General features: G+C 38.0%; 26 protein-coding genes. 7 read left to right on the top strand and 19 right to left on the bottom strand.

The window, feature by feature from the left end:
* Positions 1 to 51 precede the first annotated feature (51 nt).
* The 4 genes from MKX72_RS11635 to MKX72_RS11620 form a co-directional block, all read right to left on the bottom strand.
* Positions 52 to 219, bottom strand: coding sequence for a Fur-regulated basic protein FbpA (locus tag MKX72_RS11635; RefSeq protein WP_080754423.1), 168 nt, complete (start codon positions 217 to 219; stop codon positions 52 to 54).
* Between the two features lie 226 nt (positions 220 to 445).
* Positions 446 to 1,939, bottom strand: coding sequence for a sodium:solute symporter family protein (locus MKX72_RS11630; protein WP_033578957.1), 1,494 nt, complete (start codon positions 1,937 to 1,939; stop codon positions 446 to 448).
* Positions 1,936 to 2,136 carry a DUF3311 domain-containing protein gene (locus tag MKX72_RS11625; RefSeq protein WP_033578956.1) on the bottom strand — a complete coding sequence of 67 codons (201 nt, stop codon included), beginning with the start codon at positions 2,134 to 2,136 and terminating at the stop codon, positions 1,936 to 1,938. Before MKX72_RS11625 ends, MKX72_RS11630 begins: the two co-directional genes overlap by 4 nt.
* Positions 2,137 to 2,457: 321 nt before the next feature.
* Entirely contained in the window at positions 2,458 to 3,312 is an 855-nt protein-coding gene (locus MKX72_RS11620; protein ID WP_033578955.1) for an STAS domain-containing protein, read from the bottom strand.
* Positions 3,313 to 3,546: 234 nt separating this feature from the next.
* Here MKX72_RS11620 and MKX72_RS11615 point away from each other — a divergent pair, with 234 nt between their 5' ends.
* Positions 3,547 to 4,053 carry a PCYCGC motif-containing (lipo)protein gene (locus tag MKX72_RS11615; RefSeq protein ID WP_098626403.1) on the top strand — a complete coding sequence of 169 codons (507 nt, stop codon included), beginning with the start codon at positions 3,547 to 3,549 and terminating at the stop codon, positions 4,051 to 4,053.
* 98 nt (positions 4,054 to 4,151) lie between these two features.
* Here MKX72_RS11615 and MKX72_RS11610 read toward each other — a convergent pair whose 3' ends face one another.
* Positions 4,152 to 5,129, bottom strand: a complete 978-nt coding sequence (locus MKX72_RS11610; RefSeq protein WP_028413383.1) for a ring-cleaving dioxygenase — start codon at positions 5,127 to 5,129, stop codon at positions 4,152 to 4,154.
* A gap of 430 nt (positions 5,130 to 5,559) precedes the next feature.
* Here MKX72_RS11610 and MKX72_RS11605 point away from each other — a divergent pair, with 430 nt between their 5' ends.
* Both MKX72_RS11605 and MKX72_RS11600 read left to right on the top strand, forming a co-directional pair.
* Positions 5,560 to 5,916, top strand: coding sequence for a hypothetical protein (locus tag MKX72_RS11605; protein ID WP_098112592.1), 357 nt, complete (start codon positions 5,560 to 5,562; stop codon positions 5,914 to 5,916).
* 7 nt (positions 5,917 to 5,923) lie between these two features.
* Positions 5,924 to 6,457 (top strand): PIN domain-containing protein, encoded by a 534-nt coding sequence (locus MKX72_RS11600; RefSeq protein WP_098626401.1) that lies wholly within the window; start codon positions 5,924 to 5,926, stop codon positions 6,455 to 6,457.
* 368 nt (positions 6,458 to 6,825) lie between these two features.
* Here the strand turns inward: MKX72_RS11600 and MKX72_RS11595 are convergent, their stop codons facing one another.
* Both MKX72_RS11595 and MKX72_RS11590 read right to left on the bottom strand, forming a co-directional pair.
* Positions 6,826 to 7,719 carry a helix-turn-helix domain-containing protein gene (locus MKX72_RS11595; protein ID WP_034266057.1) on the bottom strand — a complete coding sequence of 298 codons (894 nt, stop codon included), beginning with the start codon at positions 7,717 to 7,719 and terminating at the stop codon, positions 6,826 to 6,828.
* A 194-nt stretch (positions 7,720 to 7,913) separates the two neighbouring features.
* Positions 7,914 to 8,846 carry an alpha/beta hydrolase gene (locus tag MKX72_RS11590; protein WP_155008119.1) on the bottom strand — a complete coding sequence of 311 codons (933 nt, stop codon included), beginning with the start codon at positions 8,844 to 8,846 and terminating at the stop codon, positions 7,914 to 7,916.
* 200 nt (positions 8,847 to 9,046) lie between these two features.
* Here MKX72_RS11590 and MKX72_RS11585 point away from each other — a divergent pair, with 200 nt between their 5' ends.
* Positions 9,047 to 9,322 carry a hypothetical protein gene (locus MKX72_RS11585; protein ID WP_034266052.1) on the top strand — a complete coding sequence of 92 codons (276 nt, stop codon included), beginning with the start codon at positions 9,047 to 9,049 and terminating at the stop codon, positions 9,320 to 9,322.
* 33 nt (positions 9,323 to 9,355) lie between these two features.
* Here the strand turns inward: MKX72_RS11585 and MKX72_RS11580 are convergent, their stop codons facing one another.
* The 3 genes from MKX72_RS11580 to MKX72_RS11570 all read right to left on the bottom strand — a co-directional run bounded on the left by MKX72_RS11580 (position 9,356) and on the right by MKX72_RS11570 (position 11,586).
* Positions 9,356 to 10,204 (bottom strand): YihY/virulence factor BrkB family protein, encoded by an 849-nt coding sequence (locus tag MKX72_RS11580; RefSeq protein ID WP_033578946.1) that lies wholly within the window; start codon positions 10,202 to 10,204, stop codon positions 9,356 to 9,358.
* Positions 10,205 to 10,393: 189 nt separating this feature from the next.
* Positions 10,394 to 10,597 carry an alpha/beta-type small acid-soluble spore protein gene (locus MKX72_RS11575; RefSeq protein ID WP_013056997.1) on the bottom strand — a complete coding sequence of 68 codons (204 nt, stop codon included), beginning with the start codon at positions 10,595 to 10,597 and terminating at the stop codon, positions 10,394 to 10,396.
* A gap of 128 nt (positions 10,598 to 10,725) precedes the next feature.
* Positions 10,726 to 11,586 carry a dimethylarginine dimethylaminohydrolase family protein gene (locus MKX72_RS11570; RefSeq protein ID WP_034266049.1) on the bottom strand — a complete coding sequence of 287 codons (861 nt, stop codon included), beginning with the start codon at positions 11,584 to 11,586 and terminating at the stop codon, positions 10,726 to 10,728.
* Positions 11,587 to 11,793: 207 nt separating this feature from the next.
* Here MKX72_RS11570 and MKX72_RS11565 point away from each other — a divergent pair, with 207 nt between their 5' ends.
* Positions 11,794 to 13,965, top strand: coding sequence for an MMPL family transporter (locus MKX72_RS11565; RefSeq protein ID WP_154991361.1), 2,172 nt, complete (start codon positions 11,794 to 11,796; stop codon positions 13,963 to 13,965).
* Between the two features lie 45 nt (positions 13,966 to 14,010).
* Here MKX72_RS11565 and MKX72_RS11560 read toward each other — a convergent pair whose 3' ends face one another.
* Positions 14,011 to 14,310, bottom strand: a complete 300-nt coding sequence (locus MKX72_RS11560) for a YxcD family protein (RefSeq protein WP_014460159.1) — start codon at positions 14,308 to 14,310, stop codon at positions 14,011 to 14,013.
* Positions 14,298 to 14,753 carry a hypothetical protein gene (locus MKX72_RS11555; RefSeq protein WP_033578944.1) on the bottom strand — a complete coding sequence of 152 codons (456 nt, stop codon included), beginning with the start codon at positions 14,751 to 14,753 and terminating at the stop codon, positions 14,298 to 14,300. Before MKX72_RS11555 ends, MKX72_RS11560 begins: the two co-directional genes overlap by 13 nt.
* Positions 14,754 to 15,306: 553 nt before the next feature.
* On the opposite strand from MKX72_RS11555, the gene MKX72_RS11550 reads away from it, so the two are divergent.
* Complete coding sequence (locus tag MKX72_RS11550; protein WP_034266024.1) at positions 15,307 to 15,912, top strand: RraA family protein; 606 nt, start codon at positions 15,307 to 15,309, stop codon at positions 15,910 to 15,912.
* A 22-nt stretch (positions 15,913 to 15,934) separates the two neighbouring features.
* Here MKX72_RS11550 and MKX72_RS11545 read toward each other — a convergent pair whose 3' ends face one another.
* From MKX72_RS11545 to proC, 5 genes are all read right to left on the bottom strand, one after another.
* A complete protein-coding gene (locus MKX72_RS11545) occupies positions 15,935 to 16,297 on the bottom strand; it encodes a VOC family protein (RefSeq protein WP_013056991.1) in 363 nt (120 codons plus the stop codon).
* Between the two features lie 38 nt (positions 16,298 to 16,335).
* A complete protein-coding gene (locus tag MKX72_RS11540; protein ID WP_013056990.1) occupies positions 16,336 to 16,533 on the bottom strand; it encodes a cold-shock protein in 198 nt (65 codons plus the stop codon).
* A gap of 358 nt (positions 16,534 to 16,891) precedes the next feature.
* A complete protein-coding gene (locus tag MKX72_RS11535; RefSeq protein ID WP_155008120.1) occupies positions 16,892 to 18,154 on the bottom strand; it encodes a glutamate-5-semialdehyde dehydrogenase in 1,263 nt (420 codons plus the stop codon).
* Between the two features lie 114 nt (positions 18,155 to 18,268).
* Positions 18,269 to 19,375 (bottom strand): glutamate 5-kinase, encoded by a 1,107-nt coding sequence (proB, locus tag MKX72_RS11530; protein ID WP_028413398.1) that lies wholly within the window; start codon positions 19,373 to 19,375, stop codon positions 18,269 to 18,271.
* Positions 19,376 to 19,462: 87 nt separating this feature from the next.
* The gene (proC, locus tag MKX72_RS11525) at positions 19,463 to 20,305 is read right to left on the bottom strand and encodes a pyrroline-5-carboxylate reductase (protein ID WP_028413399.1); all 843 of its coding nucleotides are present in this window, start codon (positions 20,303 to 20,305) and stop codon (positions 19,463 to 19,465) included.
* A 451-nt stretch (positions 20,306 to 20,756) separates the two neighbouring features.
* Between proC and MKX72_RS11520 the strand changes: the two genes are divergently transcribed.
* Positions 20,757 to 24,317 (top strand): CheR family methyltransferase, encoded by a 3,561-nt coding sequence (locus tag MKX72_RS11520; RefSeq protein ID WP_028413400.1) that lies wholly within the window; start codon positions 20,757 to 20,759, stop codon positions 24,315 to 24,317.
* Here the strand turns inward: MKX72_RS11520 and MKX72_RS11515 are convergent.
* Entirely contained in the window at positions 24,314 to 24,934 is a 621-nt protein-coding gene (locus MKX72_RS11515) for a hypothetical protein (RefSeq protein WP_033578942.1), read from the bottom strand. The genes MKX72_RS11520 and MKX72_RS11515 overlap by 4 nt on opposite strands.
* Complete coding sequence (locus tag MKX72_RS11510; protein WP_255256867.1) at positions 24,931 to 25,608, bottom strand: cobalamin B12-binding domain-containing protein; 678 nt, start codon at positions 25,606 to 25,608, stop codon at positions 24,931 to 24,933. The genes MKX72_RS11515 and MKX72_RS11510 overlap by 4 nt, the downstream gene beginning before the upstream one ends.
* Between the last annotated feature and the right edge of the window lie 21 nt (positions 25,609 to 25,629).

Here is a 25,629-nt window from a genome sequence, read left to right as displayed (position 1 = left end):
TACAGACATATACGAAATCAGCTGAATTGCTAATAATCTAGAAGATTCAAATTATACTTCTCTTACCTTTTGGCTTTGAAGGTCGTGATGCGTTTGTTCTAGTTCACTTAAATTCAATTCGTACAAATGTCTCCCGTCTTCTGCTTTAAAGTAACCCGATTCAATAATTTGATTCATTAAAAGATCTTTCTTTTGCTCAAATGCTTTTTCAGATGTCATGTTATCATCTCCTTTTTTAGGTGAATATCTTTCATAGAAAAGACGTACACCGCTTGTGGCATACGTCTTGTTGCTTTTCACACTCGTTACCTATGTTTAAAAACAACGCAATCGTTACATTTTATCGAGAAGGCTGCTTACGTCTTGCAGCCATATTGAACATTTTGGTGATGCACTACTTTTATACCCTTCATGATGTTCTTAAAACGCAATTGGAAAAAGATTTTCATAAAATCTGTTTGCCATCTACTGCCCCGCTTTCAAAATGCGGCTGTGCGGCGATTTTTTTTGTTGCTAAACTAACCACCATTAATACAACTAAATTAATAAATAAAGAAATGACGCCGACATTTGTATCTTTAATGATTTGTGGCAACGCAGGAAACAACGTGCCAAGCGTTGTTTCAGTAATCGTTATATACATCACAGACGCAATGCCGGCAACAATACCTGCACACGCCCCGTATTTAGTCACGATATTGTTTTTCATTAAACTAAAAATAAAAGCAGGAAACAGCTGCGTCACAATGCTGTAACCCATTAGTAAAAGCGTTACAATTGTATTCCCTCCATGAAGTGTAAAATAGACTGAAACAAGCGCAATGACTGGTACGAAGCATTTAGCCAGTATCGAAATTTGTTTGCCCGTCGCTGAGGAAACAAGCACGCCGTAAACGTTTTTAGATAGTGACGTAGAAGCTGCCATCAAGAGCATCGATCCAGGCACAAGCGCTGTTAATAAACCAGCTGCGCCGATAAAGCCGACAATCCACGGGTCAAATGTTTGAATGGAAAGACGAAGCAGTGACAAGTCCGCTTCTGCGCCTTGTAGTCCAGGTACCTGCATAAGAGCAGTAAACCCTACAAAAAAGACAAAAAGCAGCATTAACGTATAAATAGGACTTATAATAGAATTTTTTCTAAATACATTCTCGTTTTCAGCTGAATACGTTGCATTAAACGTATGCGGCCACATGTAAAATCCTAATACGGTCAGCATGACTGTAGAAATAAACCACGAAATACTTAGACCTGTCTTGGGAAGAGTAAGAAACGTTGGATTTGCTTGATGCACAGCCTCAAACATTGGCTGTAAGCCTCCGTAGTAATGAAACGGCATATATATTCCTAAAAATAAGACAACAATAAAAATCATAATATCTTTCACAATAGCCGTCCAAGCGGAACCATGTATGCCTGATATCATTAAGTAAACCGTTAATGATATGGCTCCAATCCAAATGGCTGCAGTTGAAGAGATAGAGCCATAAGAAGCTTCAGATACAATAATGCCTAGGCCTTTGAATTGTAAAATAATATAAGGAACAATTGCCAGCACCCCTGCACATGAAACAACGATACCAAGAAACGGACTTTTGTATTTTGAAACAAAAAAATCCGGCTGAGACATGAGCTTATGCTGCTTCGCATATCGCCATATTTGCGGACCAATCCAATACCCTAAAACGTACGCTAAAGAAATATAGGCTAAAATATAAAACGCCGGCCCTCCTTTCCCATATGCCCAAGCGCTTCCACCTAGAAACGTAAAAGTAGTATAGATTTCACCCGCCATCAAAAAGAAGACAAAAACGGTTCCAAAACCTCTGCCCCCTACGCTCCACTGTTCTAAATCCATTTTTTTGCCCCGCGTAGCTCGAATTCCAAGATAAATAGCTAAAAATAAAAAACCGAAAATAATAATCAGTGCGGTATTCATTGTTTATCTCCTCCTTTAACAGCAGGATCGAGCTTGTACACAATACCCATAATAAAAGATGTAAGGATTACCCACATAACAATCCAAAAAAGAAAAAAAGGCATCCCTAAAATAAACGGCGTCACTTTGTTAACAAAAGGCAATAAACCTAATATTCCTACAAACGGAAGCAGGCAAAGAAGATAAATTATTTTCATAGAACTCCTCCTTAATCACACGGCTTATCAGTACTTATCTAAGGCTTTAACTATCTCATTATGTACTTCTCTTATTCTTCTCTTTACACCTCCATTCTTGAGCTAAACGAGACGTTTGTCATAGAAAAGCGCCGTTTGTTTGCTCCTTAGTATCTTCCATTTGTCCCCATATGAAAAGGAGTTTGTAAGACATGCTTACAAAATTTTGAATGCAGCAGAATATTATTTCATATTTTCATATACAGAATATAGACAAACAAAAAAACGGAACTGAAAGTAAAGGTCTCAAACAGTTCCGTTTCGATCTAGCATTTCTATACTTTATTCTTCTTCTTTTTTCTTTACACCAAGCGAAGAGAGCGCTTGTTTTAAATGTCCGAACGTTTCAATTTTATTAAAACTGATTCCTACATTAACAGCCGTCTGAGCCATGTCAGGACTCACTCCTGACATAATCGCATGGATGCCTAGCAGCTGCAAAATGTTAATCAAATCAAAAAATTTGTGAGCGACATACGTATCTACATAATTTACACCCGATAAGTCAATGACTAAATGCCTTATATGTTTTTCTGCACACCTTTTTGGAACAACCTCGATAATAGAATCACCTTTGATTTCATCAATAAGCCCTACCAAAGGCAAGACCGCGATGTGGTCTACAATTGGAATAACAGGAAAACTCGTTTCGTCGATTAGCTCTTGCTGAAGACTTATTTTTTGCCTTGTGATTTTATAATACTGTTCGGAAAATTCATTAATGAGTTTATCAAATGTTGTATGATAAACTTCACTCAAAGACAGTATATCTTCTTTTGTAATAGATGAATGTATCAGGCTATATGTTTTGACATATGTCCAAATAATTTTTCTTGTTTTGCTTAGCGCTTCTACTACCTCGTAAATCGGCGTATCAAATTTAATTCTGCTGTTTACTACTTCCGTCGTCCATTTCATCATACGTTGTTTAAAAATCTCTTGATCGTCAAGAAAGCCGCTCGCAATTGTTTCGATCGTATAACGATGCTGCTCGCGCAGCTTTTTCTCAACTGATGCGTCTGCGTCCTTTGAGTAAATCGATCCTTTAATATTACTTCTTTGGCGCAGCCATTCTTCACTGATAGAGGCTGAATTCTCTAAAATATATTCAAAAAGACGTTGATTTTGTTCACTCACTACTGTTTAACCTCCGTTCACTTTCTCTTTCTGTCCAATCACTTACAAAACGCACCTTATGAGAAATTCATGCTTCATATTTTTTCCTCGTCCATCTCTATCATACACGATAACCGCTATGCATACTTATAGAGAATTAGATATAAACAAGCAGGTATTTAATTATCTACATAGATAAACTGCCGTGTATGATGCAACTATCATTTATTTTTACATGAAAGGATGTTAATTGTATTGAAAAAATCAATTATTTTGTTGGGGCTTCTCGCTACAAGTATTGGATTATCAGCTTGCTCAAACATTACAACCACTTCTTCTGCTACAAACTCTTCTGCACATTCAGGTCATGAACATCATAAAGCTGCAGTTGCTGATATTCGCGAAGAGACTCCAGGAGCAGATGTTTTACCACAGTTTTTGAAGAACCAGCCTAAAGACATGAAGCTAGTTTATCTATCCGTTGCTAAAAATCGTGAACTACTTGAAAAAATCCCTTGCTACTGTGGATGTGGCATGGAAGCGAATCACAAAAATAGCTATGACTGCTTTATTTTTAAAAACAAAAGAAATGGAGCAATTGTCTGGGATGATCATGGAACAAAATGCGGATTGTGTATAGAAATTGCAGCTAAAGCTATGCTCGACTATAACCGAGGCAAATCAATAAAAGATATTCGCAAAGACATCGATGAAAAATATAAGGAAGGCTATGCACAACCCACTCCTACTCCTTCTTTGTAGAACATTGGCATTGTTCAAGTAAACATTCGCGACAGATATATGTAAAAGTAGAAAACATCAAAAAACACTCAAATAGCTATTTGAGTGTTTTTTGTGTACTATTCTTTCACAAACTCTTTTGTACTTCTTACTGTATCAATCGGACGCACGAGCTTCTCAATTTCTGCACGTTTTGGCTCTAAAAATGGAGGAAGTGATAATTTTTCTCCGAGCGTTTCGTAAGGTTCATCTCCCATAAATCCTGGTCCATCTGTCGCAAATTCAAATAAAATTTGCGGAGCCACTCTTGCATACAACGATTCAAAGAAGTGACGATTCACATAACCAGACGTATGGAAACCGAAGCTTGGCATTCGATTAATCCATTCTTCAAGAGCCTGTCGATTTTCTACGCGAAAAGCAACGTGATGAACCGTTCCAAAACCTTGCTGAGCCTGCGGAAGTTTTTCGTTGTGTTCGACTACTACTTGCGCACCGTTTCCTCCTTCTCCTACTTCAAATAGGTGGAGATTTCCTTCTTGAGCAATCTCTTTAAATAAAAGGACTTTTTCCATCATTTCTTTAAAGTAATTAAACTCGGCGATACGAATAAAGATAGGACCGAGTCCCGTAATAGCGTATTGAAGAGGTACAGGACCTTTTTGCCAAGGAGTGCCTGATTCAACTCCTTGATTTCCTTCATCGGAAATTAACTGATACTGCTGATCATCAAAATCAACAAACGAAAGCGTCTTTTTCCCAAATAGCTCTTGAATCCCCGTATGCTTCACTTCTAAGCGATCAAAGCGCTTTACCCAATAGTCTAAAGCCTCATCATTTGGAACGCGGAAAGATGTTTTTGAAATTTCATTTGTTCCGTGAGAACCTTTTGGAATTCCTGGAAAATCAAAAAAAGTCATGTCCGTTCCGGCACTGCCTTTATCATCTGCGAAAAACAAATGATACGTTTGAATATCATCTTGATTGACCGTTTTTTTTACTAAGCGCATGCCTAACACATAGGTGAAAAATTCATAATTCTTTTCTGCGCTGCTCGTAATAGCCGTTACGTGGTGTATTCCTTTTAAGTGGTTCATTCTACATTCCTCCGGATAAATCGTCTAGTTTATCATTCGTTATTTATCTTTAATTTAAATATCTTTAATTAAAGATAATATACCATGATTAATTTTCCTTTGTCAATAAAGTATGGATGATCTCGGAAGGAAATATGTAGGTTTTTACATTTTAGCAAAATCTCATAAATGAGGACGGACCAAATCGGTAATAAAACACCGTATTGTTGCCTAGTCCCTTCTCTAACCTATACTAATTTATTTCTCTTACACGATATCATGTTTTTAAACCTTTGTCCGGTATTGGCTGAGATCATCACCCAACAGGCAAACATCAATTAATTCAATAACTCCCGGCAGCTAACTTTTTTAATCTTTTTATATAAAAGGAATAGTAAGAAAAAACTTCATCACATATACTATATAAATTTATATAAAAGGCAGGGATATCATGAAAGCACAGCGCTTGGTAGATGACAAAAAAGGAACGTACAGCAAGGAAGTTCAGAAGCACTTCAAAATAAAAGTAAATGGAAAAATTTACACAAAACCCTCACCGCAACCACCTTCCTCACCCCCTGTGAATAAAAAAAATCTTAAATATAAACCTCAAAATAAAGTTCTACGCACGTATGATAAAAAAGATCAAGTGGTAAACGGCACACAAGAAAGGCTCATAAAATCTGCCAAAACTAGATTAACTAAATACGAAAAGCTTCTATTAAGCAATCAGCTTTCAGAATCCGCGGCTCTTTACTCACCTTTTGGGTTAGAAGAGCTCGTGCGAATGGCTAGTAGAGAGGAGTGAACGATTTGTGTTGGGTGAAAAAGTAATCATTGATACAAACATTTGGGCTTCACATGCGCTTAATTATCCAGAAGTTGTGGAATATATTAATGAACTTATTTCAAATAATACGGAATTTTTAATGCCTACCGTTGTACAAATGGAACTTCTGTCGCATTGGGAAGTAGAAACAAATCCTCAAGTCAAAGCAGTAAAAAATCATTATATTTACGATATGACCGATAAGATTGTAGACGTTACAAGTGAAATTGCACAGCTAGCAGCTCAAATTCGCAGAAAAGCCAAAATAGAATCAAATAAAAAAATTAAAGGCCCGGATGCGATGATTGCCGCATCTGCTTTTATACATAATGCAAAACTGGTTTCCAACAATAATAAAGATTTTGCTTGGATTACATTTAATTTCAGCTACCGAGGTCAACCATTATCTTATGTAAATCCTATTAAAGACACGATTGCTTACGCTTCTTTTATTAAAAGCTTTGAACCTCCCAACCTTCCCGGTGCTGATAACTTACAAGAAAACGAGAAGGAAAGTTAATTTGTTTTTGCTTTCAAAATACTCCTTGTCTCCCGCCTTTTTCAAATTAAAAGTTTGATGGGTACATACTCCAATTCTTTCTATATTGAATACAGTAAAAAGCATAAAAACTTAGGCGGTGAAAAGAGTGAATTACCCATATTACCCGGAACAACCTTTAGAAGAGTATCAATATGGCTATGATTATTATTCCAATCCCCAGGAAACTGAAGAAAGATTCCCTTATGGTTATTATCCATATCCTCGCCCACGTCCATTTTATCCTTACCCTTACCCACGTCCTATTTATTACCACCCCCCTTACTTTTACCCTCGTCCTCGTCCGTTTTACCCACACCCAGTGTATTGGAGATAAAAAAGAAGAGCTGTCAGCTCTTCTTTTTTGTTTCTTGATATTTAGACATCTCTTCTTTAATAATGGTCACAAACGCTTCATTTTGCTCAATTTCAAAAACAGTAATAGCTTTTTCTAGGTAAGCTATTCCTTCTTTAAGCTCACCAAGCTGACAGAGTGCTTCTCCAATTTGATAGTGCAGTTCTCCTAATAAATAAAGCGTCTCATGCTGAATACACAGCTCTAGTCCTGCTTGTGCATATTTAACCGACTTTTCATAACGTTCCATTTGCAAAAGCGCATGTGATAATCCATATAAAATTCGAATTTTGACAAGAGGATCTTTTAACTTAGGAAGCAAAGCAATATGCTGCAATCCTTCCATAAACGTACTGAACGCTTTTTTTAAATGACCTTCTTCTTCGTAAATAATGGCAATACTATTTAAAATAGCAATCTCTTTTTCTGAATAAAACTGTTCGCTCGTACGCGTGAACGCAATCGCTTTTTCCAATTTACGAAGCGCTTGCTCAAATTTATTTCCAATATAATAATCACATATGGCTTCGTGCCATAGGAAAAATTGTGCGTGAAAAGGATCTTGAAACATAGGATTATCTTTTTCTTTATCCACCATATGTAACACAGTTTCATAATCGCGTTTTCGTATATAATGCCTAATGGTCGATTTAATTTCTTTTGAATAATCGTTGGGCGTTAGCTCTCCTGCTTCAAAGAAATAATTCATTGGAACCCCTAAGCGTTTCGATAAATGATAGAGAACTTCACTGCTTGCATGAATTTCACCTTGTTCAAATCGATGTAGCTCTTCTTCTGTACAAATTCCTTCTGATAACTCGACAGTTGTCATTTCCGCAATCTTTCGCAGATCTTGAATCAGCTGACCTACTTGTTTTTTATCATTCAAAAAATCACCTTACTTAATGTAAATAAATGTTTTTATCCTACTTTTCTACTATACTCCAAATAAAATGACTTTAAAAGAGATAATGGGCTATTTTTTGAAACTCTTGTCAATCTTTTCTCCCTATCAACACAGAAAAACAGCACATCAATGTGCTGTTTTTCTCAAGTTTATGTGCTTTATGACACTATATATCCTTAAATAGAATCAAATACTTGACGCAGTTGAGCTGCGCTTTTATTAATTGCCTGCTGAGCAAGTGGGACAAATTCATGAAACCCTAAAAATCCGTGAATCATCGTTTCATAATTTTCGTAGGTGACGGGAACACCATGATTTTTTAATGCGTCCGCGTAGTCTTTTCCGCTATCTCTTAGAGGGTCGTACTGTGCTGTAATAATGGTAGCGCTTGGTAGACTCGATAAATCTTCTAGTAATACCGGAGCATTATAGGGATGCTGCTCTTCTTCTTTATTATTTAAGTACTGAAGGCGAAACCAATCCATAAGATCTTTTGAAAGAAGGTATCCTTCGGCATTTTCTTTCATAGAGGCAGGATGCTGATTTTTAAATCCTACAGACGGATAAATAAGCATCTGATGAACAATGGATGGACCTTGTCCTTGTTTTGCTAAAATGCTTACAACCGCAGCAAGGTTGCCACCGGCACTATCTCCTCCAACGGCAATTTTGTTTGAATCGATATTTAATTGAGACGCGTGAGCTGAAATCCAATCCAAGGCGTCATAGGCATCGTTCACCGCAGCGGGAAATTTACTCTCAGGAGCAAGGCGGTAATCAACAGACACTACAATACAGTTTGTTTCATTTGCATACGACCTGCATATGGAGTCATGAGTATCCAGGCTTCCTAATACCCAGCCTCCTCCGTGATAATAAACAAGAGCTGGAAATGGCCCTGTTCCTTCAGGCTCATACACTCGTATAGTGAGGGTACGTTCATTTAATTGGATTTCTTCATTATATACTTTTTTAACTGCTTCTTTAGAAGGAGTTAAAGACATCTTTTCCATTTCCCTCAGCTGCAGGGGTGTAACGTCCTCTAAAGAAGGACGGGGCATTTCGTTATATTGATTTAGAAATATTTGAATATGCGGATCTAACGGCATTCTTCTTCTCTCTCCTTTCAAGGTAACTCTATATGTAATGATGAATGAAATTTCAGAAAAAATCCAATATATTGTCTTCTCGGCAGGCTTTTGTTTGTTTTAATTAAAAATGGGTATAACAATTAAATAAAGAGGATGATATTCGTATATATTTTATTCTCACCTATATAAATATAAATACGTACAAAGGAGGCACAATGATGATTATTGTTTATATAAGCTTAGCTGTTGTTTTGGCATCACTTGCGTATCTTATTTACGCAGGCGTATCATTTAATAAAAAAATCAAGCCAACTGTGAACTCTGTAAATGCCACTTCTCAACATCTTCAAAACGAAACTGATCATATTAAAGAAAAAACAAACCATTTAAAAGTAACACAAGCAGCGATTAAAACGGATATACAGTACAAAAAAGATTCGGTCAAATATACAGCCAACTCATTTAAACAGCTTGTTAATAGCTTTAAACGTTAAAAAAGGAAACCTTTATAAAGGTTTCCTTTTTTATTACATCGCCTGAGACGTATCTTTAGGAGGTGCAGCCGTTTTGTTTCGGTGATAGATAGCATTAATCTCTCCTCCAATGACGAGAATTAACCCCGTTAAAAATAGCCAAAGCATCAGAACAATTACGCCTCCTAAGCTTCCATAAGTAGCAGAATAATTGCCAAAGTTGCTTACGTAAAATGAGAACCCTAAAGATGTCAGCTGCCATAGCAGCGTAGCAGCGAGTGCTCCGGGCCATACGTGAGCAAAAGGAAATGTTTTGTTTGGCGCTAATCTGTATAATACGGATAAAACAAGTACCATAATGCCGACACCAACAATCCAGCGCAGAATATTTAAAACCACTGTTGTACCTGAAGGAAGAGAAAACCATTCGCTTATCCAATTTAACAAAACCCCTCCGAACACTGGTAAAAGAAGCGATACAACAATTGTTACAATTAATCCAATTGTTAAAAGAATGGACAAGCCTCTTACTTTAATAAACGAGCGCTGTTCTTTCACGTCGTAGGCTTGGTTCATTGCACGAATAAAGGCGTTCATACCGTTTGAAGCGGACCAAATGGTTCCTAAAATCCCTACAGTCAGTAACCCGCCGTTTGGTTGGCTTACAAATTGAGCTACGTTATCCTTAAAGATTGCAGCCGTTTCTCCCGGCATAACGCTTTGAAGAAGATCGATTGCCTCTGCCGGTTTAATAGATAGATACGGAACAATCGATATCAGTAAAATAAGCATAGGGAATAATGATAGCATATAATAATAGGCTTGCTCAGCCGCTAGTCCCGTTGCTTGGTCTTCTTGAATTTCTTTACCAAGACTTTTTCCGAATGATAATAGCTTTTTCATGATAAACCTCTACTTTCTCTTTTTTTGTTCTTTTCCCATTTTATGCACTTTTCAACCTTGAAAGTGGAGAATTTCGAGCAAAATCTCAAATCAAGCGACCATGAGAAAGTAGAATGATGTTTCCTACACAAAAAAAGTTCCGGCTCAAAAGAGCCAGAACTTTTCATCAAAGTATTTATGTAGAGCAGACTAGCGAATGTGTCCTTGTGCACCGCTTAATTGCTGCTGCGCCATTGCAACAAGATGCTTCGTCATTTCTCCACCAACAGAACCATTTGCACGAGCCGTCTGCTCAGCGCCAAGCTGAACGTTAAGTCTTCCCGCGATTTCCGTTTTTAACTGATCAAGAAGCTGTTCAGCACCTTGAACTAAAATAGGATTACGATTTGCCATGTTTATCACTCCTTTCCTTCAACAGCTTATATAGGTTAATGTTCCTTTCACTTGAAATTTTATACAACATCCTTCAAAAAAAAAGATCCCTGGCTATCGCCGAGATCTTTTTTTCTTTTTAAGCTTTTCTACACTCGTTCAAGAGGCATTGTGCAGCAGCGGAAAGAACCGCCGGACTTAATAATTTCAGATATATCAACTTCAATCACTTTATAGCCTCGTTTCCTTAACTCTTCATTCACTTCTGTATTTATTGGCAGACTGATCACCCGTTGATTACCGATGGATAATACATTGGTTCCCATCGTAAACTGCTCTTCTTTTGTTACTTCAATTAAGTCATATTTCATGCGAAGTAAATTTAATTCTTTCTCATGTAAAGCGGGTGAAAATACAAGCGCTTCTGTAGGTGATAAAATATTTAACACACAATCAAGATGAAGATAAGACCGATCAATAGGAATCGGAACAACCTCATACGCTGGAAGCAGCTCTTGGATATGCTCCACGCCTTCTTTACTTGTACGGTCGCTGAGTGCAATAAAAATAGCTTGTCCATCAATCAGCACATCTCCACCTTCAATGGAGTGGTCCGGTACCTGATGGAAAGGAATACCTTGCTGCTGCAGCCAATCGGCTAGCACTTGTTCTTCTCCGCTTCGAATTTCGCTGCCCATTTTCGTGACAATAACGGTATCTCCGAGCGTATAGCCAATATCCCGTGTAAATACTTGTTCTGGAAATGGCTCTTGTGCAGATAGTCCGATGACTTCAATCCCTTCTTTTTGAAGACATTCGACAAATTGACGGTGCTGCTTTGAAGCTAAGCTCTCATCAATGTTTTCGTCCGCATAATGCTTTTGTGTTTCATTAATAATTTCTTCAATTTTCATATATGTAGGTGGACAAACGACCACACGTTTTAATGTATCATACTCATTTTTACATCCATAACTATTCGTCATTTTAGCTGGCTGTTTCATTTGCATCTTTTTAAATCCCCCTTCGTGCATTTATGTACAGTGTTCCCTAAATCTCCTGAAACATAAACACGATTTTGCTAAGGAAACACCCCTGCGCATCTATCTGAAAAGCTTTTTCAGGCAAGAAAAACAAAAAAACACAATACTTCTTCTAATTACAATAACTGTTAGTATAAAATAGTCTAGTAACTGTACAAAAAATTGGAGGTTAATATGAATAAAATAGCGAACGCATTATATGCGGGCAGAAAAATTTTATTACTACTGTGGGTCATCCTAATTGTCGGATTTGGCTTTTATGCGGCTAAGCTTCCTTCTGTGCTTGGAGGAAACGGATTTGAAATGAAAGGAATGTATAAAGATACCGAGCAGCTTTTAGTTAATAAATTTGATGTTAGCGAAGCTCAGATCATCGTTTTGTTTGAAAAAAAAGACGGAGTTTCTGACTCGAAATTCCAGCAAACGATCGCTCAGTATATGCAAAAAGCAAAGGACAAATCAGACGCGTCGAAAGTTGACATACCAACGGCTTCTAACAAGATGATAAAAGGAAGCACAGCGTATGGAATTATCCACTTTAATCACGATGATGGAACGATGGATAAACGAGTGGAAAAGATCAGAACTCTTTCATCTGAAGAAAAAGAAGTTAGTGTAAAATTAACCGGTGGTCCTATTATTGAAAAAGATATGAATACAGCAAGCCAAGCAGATTTAGCAAAAGCAGAAGCCATTGGTATTCCTGTTGCTTTAGTTGTGCTTCTTCTAGCTTTTGGCGGCGTGGTAGCCGCTGCAATTCCTCTTATGATAGGAATTGTAACCGTCGTTACCACCATGGGCGTTGTCTATTTCTTTCATCCGTACACAGAGCTGTCCATCTTCATTTTAAACGTGATTCCAATGATTGGATTAGCTCTTAGTATTGACTTTGCCCTTTTATTTATTAATCGCTTTAAAGAAGAAATTCAAACAAAATCGGTAGAACAAGCAATCAAAATCACCATTCAAACAGCGGGACGCTCGGTCATCTTCTCCGGATTATGCGTATTTATTGGATTAGCGGGAATGCTGTTTATTCAAGTTGATATTTTTCAAAACGTCGCTCTTGGAGGAATGGCTGTTGTTTTTATTGCTGTGTTTTCAGCTCTTACGCTGCTTCCTTCCATACTGGCTATACTAGGTACACGCATCAATCGTTTACGCATCTTAAAAGTCAGTGAACAAGGCGGTCAGTCTAGGTGGCGTTCATTCGCTACATTTGTCATGAAAAAGCCTGTAGCTATGACGATTGTTTCTCTTATTATTCTGCTAGTAGCACTTATTCCCGTTCGAGACATGCATCTAGAAATACCGTCTTCAGAAGCGCTGCCGACAAAATACGAGTCTCGTCAAGCTTTTGACACGTATAACGATACGTTTATAAATAAAAACACGGCAGACGTTTATTTTGTGTTAGAAGCTAAGCAAGATATGCTGAAGGAAAAGCCTTTAACAAATGCCTTTACTTTTATAAAACAATTAAAAGAAGATTCGTTAGTTAAGCAAGTTGATTCTATTTCTACCGCTTTAAACGTAAAATCCAGTGATCAGCTTCAAGCTATGCTGAACAACCCGCAGATAAGCGCGCAGACAAAGCCAGCTGTAGATTCGTTTATTAACGAACATTATATGCTCATAAAAGCTACGCTAGATACAGACCAAAATTCAGATCAAGCAAAAGATTTTGTTCGAAAATGGAAAGAGAAACGTTCACCTTTCACCGTTCATATTGGCGGCTATCCAAAATTCGAACAAGAAATATTTGATGAAATTTATAAAAAGGCGCCTTATGGCCTGGCTCTTGTTTTATTTTCAACGTATGTCATTTTAATGATTGCTTTTCGTTCCGTCCTGATTCCTTTAAAAGCTATCATTATGAATATTTTAAGCTTAACAGCTACGTTTGGTTTACTTGTATGGCTGTTTCAAAATGGACATCTAGGTCTTACCCAATCCAATATCGCTTTAGTGCTGCCGGTCTTTGTTTTCGGCCTTGTATTTGGGCTTAGCATGGACTACGAAGTCTTTTTGATTTCACGCATTCACGAAGTGTATCATCAAACGAAGGATAACAATGTAGCAACGGTAGAAGGCCTAGCTTCCACTAGTAAAATCATTACGAGCGCTGCTTTAATCATGATTGTCATTACAGGAGCCTTTGCTTTTACAGACGTAACGCCTGTTAAACAAATGGGTGTAGGAATTGCCTTAGCTATATTTATCGATGCAACGATTGTCAGAATGCTTCTTGTCCCTTCTCTTATGAAATTGCTTGGAGATGCCAACTGGTGGTTTTTCACTAAAAAAAGCGATAAGTCCAGTTCCAACGAACAGGTAAAATCATGATAAAAAAACCCGCTCAAGTGAGCGGGTTTTTCATTGAAGATTTCTTTATCGACTTAATTTAGCAAAAGCGATAATGCCTTCTTCATCGTCTAATTCCAGTTCTAGTCCTGCTGCGTATGGGTCTACGTTCATTTCCGTATCCAGCCAATAGCGCAGGGCTTCGATAATGTTCAAAGTAATATGAACCTGTTTACGATCATGCACGTATGACTCTGCTGAAAAACCGTAGTCATCATCATACATTAGCTCAATCTCTACTTCTTGAGGCTGAACTTGTTTTTTTTCTGCGATATACAAACACATCGCATTGATAATATCTTGTTCAGAAATTTTTATTGTCTCCAAGATTTCACTTCCTCATTTTTACGCTTGTTGCTACGTACGCTTTGGAATAACTTTACTACAAGAAGAATTAAAGCTACAATCACAAGCATATTTACCATAAAGCCTAAAATTGGGCCTAATGGTCCTAAGCTAGATAATAAGCTTCCAAATAATAAGCCCGCAATTCCTCCCATTAAAAGACCTTTCATTAAGCCGCCGCGCTTTGAACCAGCTGCTGTACTTTTAGATGATGAGTTTTTAGACGTATTGTTTTGCTTAACCGAATTACTGTTATTGTTTTTAAATAAGCTTGATTGGTTATTGCTTCCGCTGTCAAAAGAGCGCTTTCCTGATTTATACCCTTTTGCACTTGCTACGTTTGAACCGTCATGAATAAGTGATCCACCGACTGGTGAAAACACAACCGCTAATGCGATAAATGCGGCCAATAATTTTTTTACCATTGCTTTCCCTCCACTAAATGACTAACGTCACATATGTTTTTTCATATATGATTTCCATATATGTTCCTACGTTTCATCATACCAAAAGGTTTCACTTTTTTATATAAAAATGCATAAAGCTCCATTAAATGTTCACAGGATTAAACATTTAGACGCGTTTCATATGGATATAAGACCCTTTTATGTACACATCAGTGAAATTTATAAAACTAACAAAGACTCTTCATCTTCGTTAACGCTTATTTTACACTTCGCCCAGCATATTACTTTCACAGAGTTCTGTAGCAAGTCCCCTCTTTTAAAAATACCTTTATACGCTCCCTTCGCTCCTATTGGTAATAAAGGAGATATGAGTTTAAATGACGAATGTCATACAGGAAACAGCGTCTCAAAAATATAGTAAATGGCATAAAAAATTGAATACGAAAAGTTTTAATATTGCACGTTTGTAGTCGATTCGTAGTCAAATGTTATCTACTCCCCCTTTCATAAATAAGAGCTTTCTCTTATATGAATATGTATAGATAAACTAAAGTTACAAAGGAGAGATATGATGTTGAATGAACAGCTCCCATTATCAACAGCAAATTTATCAGATGCAATGGAAGGTGCCAACCACTTAGACTTTTCTATTAAGCCCTTGCAGCGTCATTACAAACTATTCGGGCCGGCTCTTACCGTAGATACGCCCGCTGGCAATAATTACTCAGTGCTTGAAGCGATTCGACTAGCGGAGCCGGGAAGTGTGCTCGTTATTGATGGTAAAAGCTACTGTAACCGTGCCTTAGCAGGAGATTTCGTAGTAGCCATGGCGAAGCTTGTTGGAATAAGCGGTATTGTACTAGATGGGGTTATACGAGATCAAGAAGACATCGAAAAGCTCGATTTCCCCGTATTTTGTAAGGGCTCTACGATCGCAGCAAGCAGCAAAAAAGAAAAAGGAAAGGTAAACGAGATCATTTCCTGCGGGGGCGTAAAAATCCGTCCTGGAGACTTTATTGCAGGTGATGACGGTGGAGTGATTGTCATTCCCAAGGAGCAAGCCGAAGAAGTATTAGCAAAAGCGCGAGAAAAATGGCAAAAAGATAAAGACCGAGAGAACGAAGTATTAATTAGCAAAGAAACGGTATATACCTATTTAGATAAAGCCCTAAAATAAAAGACCTCCGCTTGGAGGTCTTTTATTTGTCATATTGTAAAAATTCTAATCGATTTCCAAACGGGTCATGGACAAAAAAACGCTCTCTCCCTGCAATAGGCTCTTCTTCAGAAAGAACGCAGCCCGAATGTGCCAATTTACGTCTAAGCGTCTTGATATCTTCCACGACAAAAGCTGGATGCGCTTTTTTAGCAGGTATGTAGTCATCTTGAATACTGATATGCACTTCTTGAGTCCCACATTGAAACCATATGCCGCCTCTGTGCCTTAAATTTTCCGGCTTAAGAACAGTTTTCATTCCTAAAAGATTTTCATAAAAATTTCTTGCTTCTTGCTCGCATCCTTCTGGACCAAGAAGCTGAACATGATCAATTCCCAGAAACATCCACAAACCCCTTTCAAAAAACGTCTTCCTAAAAGTTATTAATCAATGACTCTAGGATTATGAATAACCTGCAGCTCTTTTACAGCTTGCTTCATTTCGCTTTTGCAAATTGGACAAGTTGGCTGATCTCCGCTTTTAAAGTTATCTCGAACCCAACAATTACACGTATCTGATGTACATTCCCAAACTTTTGTTTCTTCAATAACAGCCGGCTCTAAATTTTTACGATTATACATACACATCGTCTCCTTTAAACAGTACTTTTTAAGTGGATAATAAATGAAGATTAACTTAGCGTGTAAATGCGGTAAATGGTGCAAGATAAAGTGATACTATACATCCGTAAATCAATCTTTGAGGAATAATACGGCGTCTTGAAAGACTAAAATAAAAATGAAGTTATAACAAAGCAGGTAGCAGTTGCTTTTCTTAAAACAACGGGATAGTCTGAAAAGAACAAAAATGAAGATCACAAAAATTATATATTTTACTATTATAACAGAGTTTATATTTTTTTACAAATCAGCTTCCATTTACTTGTTTTGCTTTTCATAAAAAAAAAGCGAGCACATGATTAGGCTCGCTTTTGATTTCTTATCGAGTTTGTCCGTTTCCACTCATAATATATTTAATTGTCGTAAGTGCAGGAAGTCCCATTGGACCACGTGCATGAAGCTTTTGAGTTGAAATCCCAATTTCAGCTCCAAATCCTAAAGCTCCTCCGTCAGTAAAGCGCGTAGATGCATTATGATACAGTGCGGCTGCATCAACTAATGACATAAAGCGTGAAACGGCTTGTTCATCTTCTGAAATGATGGCTTCGGAGTGTTTTGTTCCATATGTTTCGATATGGTCAATCGCTTCATCCACACTCTCTACTACTTTCATCGCAATTGCTAAGCGTAAATACTCTTCAGCCCAGTCTTTTTCAGCCGCTGGTTTTGCTCCAGGAATTTCACCTACTGTCGCTTTGTCACCATATACTTCAATACTATGATCGTTGAATGCTTGAATCAATTCATCTTTATGAGAATCGAGCCAGTTTTTGTGTACAAGAACCGTTTCTGCTGCGTTACACACCGCTGGTCGATCTGTTTTTGCATTAATTAAAATCGGAATGGCCTTCTTAACGTCAGCTTTTTCATCGATGTAAATATGGCAGTTTCCGACTCCCGTTTCTAACACGGGAACGGTTGCGTTATTGACGACCGCTTGAATCAATGAAGCCCCTCCGCGCGGAATCAGCACGTCAATATGCTCTTTCATTGTAAATAATTCTTGCGTAGCCGCACGATCTGTACTTGAAATAAACTGTACCGCTTCTTTAGGAATTGGCGTTTCATCAAGAGCTTTATGAATAATGTCCACGATAGCTTGGTTAGATGAAATAGCTGAAGAGCCGCCTTTTAACACAATAGCATTTCCAGATTTCAACGCTAGCCCTGTTGCATCTACCGTTACGTTTGGACGTGCTTCATAAATCATTCCGATCACGCCAAGAGGCACCCGTACTTGCTTTACATCTAGACTGTTATCCAATGTCCAGCTTGATAAAATATCGCCTGTTGGATCATCTAGCTCAGCAACTTCACGAAGGCCGTTTGCAAATTCTTTTACACGTTCCGCTGAAAGAGCAAGGCGGTCCATAAGCGCTTCGTCAAAACCTTTTTCTTTCCCGTTTTTTAAGTCTACTTCATTTGCTTTTAAAATATACTCCGTGTTGCTTTCAAGTGTAGAAGCAATCGTTAACAGCGCATCGTTCTTTTGCTTTGTTGTTAGTAAACTTAATTGCTTAGCTGCTTTTTTTGCTGAAATAGCTTGTTCTTCTACTGAATACGTTTCATTTGTTTGTAACACCAAATCACTCCTGGATTCGTTTTAGTTTTGTTTGATTTTAAAGTGTGAGGCATAAGAGGTAAATGCAATCATGCAAAGAAAAGGAAGGGCTCCTTTTCTTTACAGCATGTTTGCTTACAAACCGACCGGTACTGGAATTTCTAAGTGACACACTAGACCTTCGCTGTCAACAATCGGTTGATCAATTGGCTCATTCAGTGCAAGTTCATCAGATGAATAATTTGTCACGCCAAGAGCCAGCTCATTGTCATCTTTATCTAGAATACGTACAACTGCTCGTTCACTAAAGTGGCCTTTAATATATTTAACATGCTCGCGAAGTAAAGGCTCTTTATCTTCAATAATTGCACGTTTCGCGGCATCTTCGACTACTATTTCCCCTTCAGGACCAGAGTTAAACGCAATCCACTGCTTTTTCTGATTAAGGTTCGCAGAATCATCTTCAGATTCAAAATACGTTCCTGTTGCATCTCCGTCAACCGCTTGTGTTAAAATGTTTGGCACGCCAGCTCTTCCTAAAAATGCTGGAATTCCTGACGCCATAGCGATTTTGAACGCGTCAATTTTCGAGCGCATGCCGCCTGTTCCAACTGAACTTCCTGAATCTCCTGCAGATTCTTCGATGTCTTGCGTGATTTCCCCTACGTGAGGAACTAATTTTGCATTTGGATCCTGACGAGGGTCTGCGCTGTATAAGCCATCGATATCCGATAAAATAATAAGCAGGTCGGAATCCACTAGTCCAGCAACTTTAGCTGAAAGTGTATCATTGTCGCCAAATTTTAATCGATTGATGGTTACCGTGTCGTTTTCATTGACAATTGGTACGATACCACGTTCTAACAGCACATTAATTGTATTTCGTGCATTGTTGTAACGATTTTCGTCTGAAAAATCGTCTCTCGTAATTAAGATTTGAGAAGCAACGTATCCATGTGATAGAAACAGTTCTGAATAAGCCTCCATTAACAGTCCTTGACCAATTGAGGCAGCTGCTTGTTTTTCAGGTAAAGAGCTAGGTCGCTCTAAGCAGCCAAGCTTGCGGTATCCTGCAGCTACAGCTCCTGATGAAACCAATAGCACTTCATGACCGCTATCTTTTAAGTCTACGACTTGATCCACAAGGCGCTCGAGCTTCCGTCTGCTGATTTCACCGTGTGAACTTGTTAATGAACTACTTCCAATTTTAATTACAACCCGCTTCTTATTGTCGGGACTCATCAAATCACTCCTAGTGTGTTCTGTATGTTTTCTTGTTTATGATTATTTTTTTGTGGTGAGGAATTCACGAAGAAGATAAGTGACGAATTAATTAGTACTTGCCACTTTTTGTAGTTGAGCACTCATTTCTTTTGAACGCTTTGATGCTCCTTTGACTGCTTGCATCATTGCTTCTCCGCCGCCGTGTTTAGCTAAGGCGTCTAAACCAGCTGCTGTTGTACCGTTTGGAGACGTCACATTTTCACGAAGCTCCGTCGGCGTTTCATCTCTTTCCATCATCATTCTTGCTGCACCGTAAATGGTTTGGGCGCCAATTTCACGTGCTAGCTCAGGATCGAGACCTTCTTCTTTAGCTGCTTTTTCGATATGCTCCATAAGGAAATAAAAATAAGCGGGTCCACTTCCGGCAATTCCTGTGAAAATGTCCATTTGAGGCTCATCAATCACGTACACTTTTCCGATTGCAGAAAGCAGCTCTTTTGCTGTTAGCACAGCATCCATTGCAGCATATTGACCTGGAGATATAGCCGTTGCTGATTGCTGAATCATACTTGATGTATTCGGCATCACTCGAATGACCTGCTGTTCATCATGCAATAACTCTTCCATGTAAGAAGATGAAATCCCTGCAAGAACAGATAGGACAAGCTGGTCTTTGTTGATTTGAGGCTTTAATTCGTTTAATGCCTCTTCAGCGCCTTTTGGCTTCATCGCTAGAATAAAAACGTCAATGTCATCTGTTTTCAGCTCGCTGCGCTTTACTGCTTTGATACCATATCTATTTTCAAGTTCGTGCAGTCGCGCATCATTGCTGCGATTTGTTACGATAATATTTTCAGCAGGTAATTTCTTTGCATTGACCATACCAGAAATCATCGCTTCTGCCATTGATCCAGCACCTAAAAAAGCAACTTTTTGTTTTTGATCCATCAAATCTCCCCTGTCATTTGTTCGTATTTTTGTTCTCGTTTCTTTCAACGGTTCCTATAGTAACATGCTGAAAAAGAGTGTCAAGTTGAATTTAACCGTTTTTTTCCTCCTTGAGCGTATAACCTTATGCGTATGTAAGCGTAAACAAAACTTTTTTAAATATTTTTTTCTGCAAAAAAAAACGATTTTTTTTATAAAAATACGTTTATATAAGGAAAATCGGGGCATACTATATAGTTTGGACTTTAAAATTTTTTTGCGAAAAATAGAGGAATTTTGAAAACGTTATTTGAACAATATAATAGGTTTGCTAAAATGAACCTATGTACCAGCATCTTGGTTTTTTTTGAAAAATTTACTTTTGATGTAAACCACGCTGTGCTGTCGACATTAAAATAAACAAAACGACATACAATCTAGGAAGTGTCGAAACATTATTGGAGGTTCTATTATGAAGAACAACTCGTTTTCTACAGTTCCATCGTCTTCAGAAGGAATAGAGAAACAGGATTTACACGTTGTGGGAATTGGCGCTTCTGCCGGAGGGTTAGAAGCTATTGAGCAGTTTTTCGCTAATATGCCTTCACCAAATGGAATGGCGTTTATTATTGTACAGCACCTTTCCTCTAAATATAAAAGTTTTATGCCCGAACTTTTAGCAAAAAAAACAGGAATGAATATCAAACTGACACAAGACGGGATGACTTTACAAGAAGACACAATTTATTTAAATCCTCCCCATCATTATGTGACCGTTGTGGATCATACTCTTCGCCTTCGTCCTTATGAAGAAAATGATCAGGTAAAGTATCCGATTGACGCCTTTTTTCATTCTCTGGCCGCTGCAAAAAAACACCGGTGCACAGCCATTATTTTATCGGGAAAAGGAAATGATGGAACAGGAGGAGCAAAAACGATAAGAGAGTATGGCGGAACTGTACTTGTACAAGATGAAAGCACAGCAAAGTACAGAGATATGCCCCTAAGCGCTATTGATGCACACCTTGCTGATTATATTCTTTCTCCTGCTGATATGCCTGACCTTGTGCAAACGCATGTCAGCCAAACTGAATTTACATATAATGAAGAAACGCTGCAATACATTTATTCATTAATAAAGAAGAAAACAGGCATCGACTTCTCTATGTACAAAAAAAACACGGTGCTGCGACGACTTGAAAAAAGAATGGCTTTACTCGATCCGCCCTCTCAAACGATGGAAGAGTACCGGGACTATTTATGTAAGGAAGCCGAAGAAATCGTCGAACTGCAGCGAGACCTGCTGATTGGAGTGACGCAATTTCTTAGAGATAAAGAAGCATTCTCTATTATTGAAGAACAAGTCATCCCTCAATTAGTTGAAAGAAAGATTCATAGCCAAGAAGATGAAATCCGCATCTGGGTAGCAGGTTGTTCTACTGGTCAAGAAGCATATACATTAGCTATTTTGCTTCATGACTATTTATCAACAATCAACCGTTATTTCGATGTCCGAATCTTTGCTACGGACATCGATCGTCATGCAATCAAAAGAGCGAGTCAAGGCATTTATGAAGAAGCGGAAGTTCATTCCTTCTCAGCAGCTCAGATTAATGAATATTTTGAGCAAACAAAACACGGTGGTTATCAAGTAAAAAAAACAATCCGTAAAATGATTGTTTTTGCCCCGCATAATATAGGAAAAGACTCGCCTTTTGTAAACGTTGATTTAATCAGCTGTCGAAATATGATGATTTACTTCCAAGCTGAACTGCAGCAGCGCATTCTGTCTCTTTTTCATTTTTCTTTGACAGAAGAAGGCGTACTTTTTTTAGGCCCTAGTGAAACAACGGGAAATTTGTCTGATTTGTTCCGCCCTATCAACAGTAAGTGGAAAATATTTAAACGTTCGGGGCAGCCCAGCCGACAAATTACAGGAGCTTTTAATCTTTCAAAATCCAGCTTGCATGAAGGTGATTTTTCTAGCGTACCGCTGCCAAGTCAACTTTATAAGCCTCTTCCTTCCCTTAAATTGGATGAGATGTATCAGTCAATGATTGATCATTTTATGAGCCCATGTCTTGTATTAAATGAATACAACGAAGTGATATTTTGTTCAAAAGAAGCGACTCAGCTTATTAACGTTCCTGTGGGGAAGATTAATTATACCATTTTCAAAATGGTTCCCGTTCACGTCTCTTTAGCCATTGGAGCAGCTATTAAACGCGTAAAAGAGCAAGGTATGAGCGTATGCTGTCAGCACATTGAATTTGTCATAAACAACGTGCAGCGCCGTTTTAATATTACGATATCTGCCCTTCCAACAAATCACTCTCTTTACTTACTTATGTTTGATGAACAGACAGATAGTGCCATTATTGATAAGGAAGAGCCCATGTTTCTTAATCAAACAAGCTCTATTAGTGAGCTTGTAGTAGATTTAGAGCAAGAGCTTCATTACACTCAGCAGCATTTGCAAACGACGATTGAAGAGCTAGAAACAGCAAATGAGGAGCTAAAGTCCACGAACGAAGAACTGATTGCTTCCAACGAAGAGCTGCAGTCCACAAATGAGGAATTGCAGTCTGTTAATGAAGAGTTAATTAGTGTTAACAACCAGTACGAGCGAAAGATTGAAGAATTAACGGACTTAAACAACGATATTGATAATTTATTAATCAGTACAACTATTGCTACCATCTTTTTAGACGAGCAGCTGAATATTAAATTATTTACGCCGGAAACGAAAACAGTGATCAACGTTCTTCATCAAGATATCGGAAGACCTTTCTTTCATATTTCGCATAACTTTAGATATGACCATCTAATCGAGGACGCAATGCACGTTTTAAGAACAAATAACACCCTTCAAAAAGAAATTCAAAGCTACGATAACCAATGGTATAGCATGAAAATGATGCCTTATCGTACGAATGAGAATTTAATTAACGGTGTAGTTATTACGTTTATTAATATTACAGAAATTAAACGTTCAAATGAAGAATTGGCTATTACATCATTTGCAGTAGCTCACAGTCCTACGGGCATTTTTATTACCGATCATCAAGGTAAAATTAAGTACATTAATCAAAAATTCATGGAGCAAAAGCATGCGCCGCAAGAAGTATTTGGGCTGCACCTCTATGACTTATATACAAAAAAGCTAGGCGTTAAAAGATTCCCTAAGATTTGGAATGAAGTATATAGAGGAGAAAAATGGAACGGAGAAATTTCCTACGTTCAAGAAGACGGAGAAACCGTTTGGGAACAGTTAGCCTTAATGCCTGTTAAAAATGATCAGGATGAAATCATCCATTACATTGGTTTAAGTGAAGACATTTCACAGCGCAAACAGTCGGAAATGATGCTCAAAAATTCAGAGATGCTATCAGCACTTGGACAGCTGGCTGCCGGCATTGCTCATGAAATACGAAACCCTCTTACATCATTAAAGGGCTTTTTACAGCTTATGATGCAAGAAGAAACGTATAAAAAAGAATATATGGATGTCATGATGTCCGAGTTTAACCGCTTAGAGCTGATTATTAGCGAACTGCTCATTCTAGCCAAACCCGAAGTCGTAAAATATGAAAATAAGCAGATAAATTTAATTCTTCAAGACGTATGTACACTGCTGCATACACAGGCCATTCTTAAAAACATTACTATTTCAACGGATTTTGAAGAAAAATTACCTGTTGTTCATTGTATTGAAAAAGATATGAAACAAGTATTTATCAACATGGTGAAAAATTCTATTGAAGCGATGGATGACCCCGGGTCTATTCTAGTGGTATCTAAATTTGATCCAGATACAAATCAAGTAGTCGTCCAAGTGATAGATGAAGGAAAAGGCATGCCGAAAGATCGATTAACACGAATTGGCGAGCCTTTCTATACAACAAAAGAAAAAGGAACAGGATTAGGATTGATGGTGAGTCATAAAATCATTAGTAATCATAAAGGAAGCATTTCGTATGATAGTGAAGAAGGCAAAGGAACAACGGTAGAAATCCGATTGCCGCTTTCTTAATGTACTTTGTTCTTCTGTCTTAAGCAGTCAAGCTCCTGATTAATTAAATCTTGAATGTCAAACAAATGTGTAGAGACCAATTCAATATACTCTCCTTTTCCTGCTTCAATTACGTCGGAGCGGATAATACTTAGGAGGTCTTGAATGGTTAGCACATTTGTTTTCATTTCTCGAAAATGACGCTGAAGATCAACTAGCTGCATTTTTTTCGCCGTTTCTACATCTGTTTCTCTGACCGAAAAACCTTGGTTCACTTGTGGTGAGTCTTGCATAAGTATAGAGCGAAACTGTTGAAGGGTTGATTGAACACTCATCATATGCTCATGAATAGGATAGCAGAAAACAGCATGCAGCGAATGGTACGCTTCAGGCTTAAAATGAAAATCAAAAAGAGCAACCGGGTTGGAAAACGTGCGCATATTTACTTCGATTTGCACTTCTTCCTTTCCCTGGAGTGCTCTTTTTACTTTTTCTTGGCTGTCTTCATCAACTAGATCTAAAAAGTTCTGAACAGGCGGGAAATTTTTCGTGACGCTTGGTGTAAATTCAATTATTTCGTTGTCTTTATTGAGTAAAAACATTGGAACCGGAATGTGTTGAATCGGCAAACTGATCATATTTCTTCCCCCATTACTAACATTTTATCTTGCGTCGAACTTTCTTTATTGTTGATTAGAAGCCAGTCTTTAAAAGCTTGAATATGATTAATGAATATAGTTTTTGAAGATCCTGAAGCCGATAAATCATGCGTGCTGAGAAGCCTGCTGCCCACTAATACAAGAGGACTTTGCGACATGCTTTCAATCTCAGCAATGTATTTTTGTAAATCAGGCAGCAAATGCACTTGTGAGACGGACAAACATACTACATCAGGATCCCATCTTTCAATACTTTTTAGAGCGAACGGCAGCGGCAAGTTTGCTCCTAAGTTTTTAACTTCCCATCCGTGTTCGCTCATAAGTCCTGCAATCATTTTAATGCCTAAGTAATGCTCTTCTCCTTCAATACAAAAAAGAAGTGCTCGATTACGCTGAAGCAATTGATGCTGTGATAGCTGAAAGCGAGTTAACACATAGTCACAGGTTGCAGTAGCCAAATGCTCGTCCGCGACTGAAATTTTATTTTCTTGCCACCTTTTCCCTATCTCATACATCGCTTCTGTCAGAAACGTATATACGTCAGTTGAAGAATGGCCTTCTTCTATATATATAGCAATGAGCAGCCAGCTTTTTTGAACGTCTCCTTCTAGCAAACAATCAGCTAAAGCCGCTACACTACGAGAGTAAACGATAAGATCACGCCCTTTTCCTAA

Source organism: Priestia sp. FSL R5-0597 (genome assembly GCF_038006305.1).
GTDB classification, from domain to species: domain Bacteria; phylum Bacillota; class Bacilli; order Bacillales; family Bacillaceae_H; genus Priestia; species Priestia zanthoxyli.
Note: the sequence above shows the minus strand (reverse complement) of the source record. Positions and strands in the feature narration are given on the sequence as shown.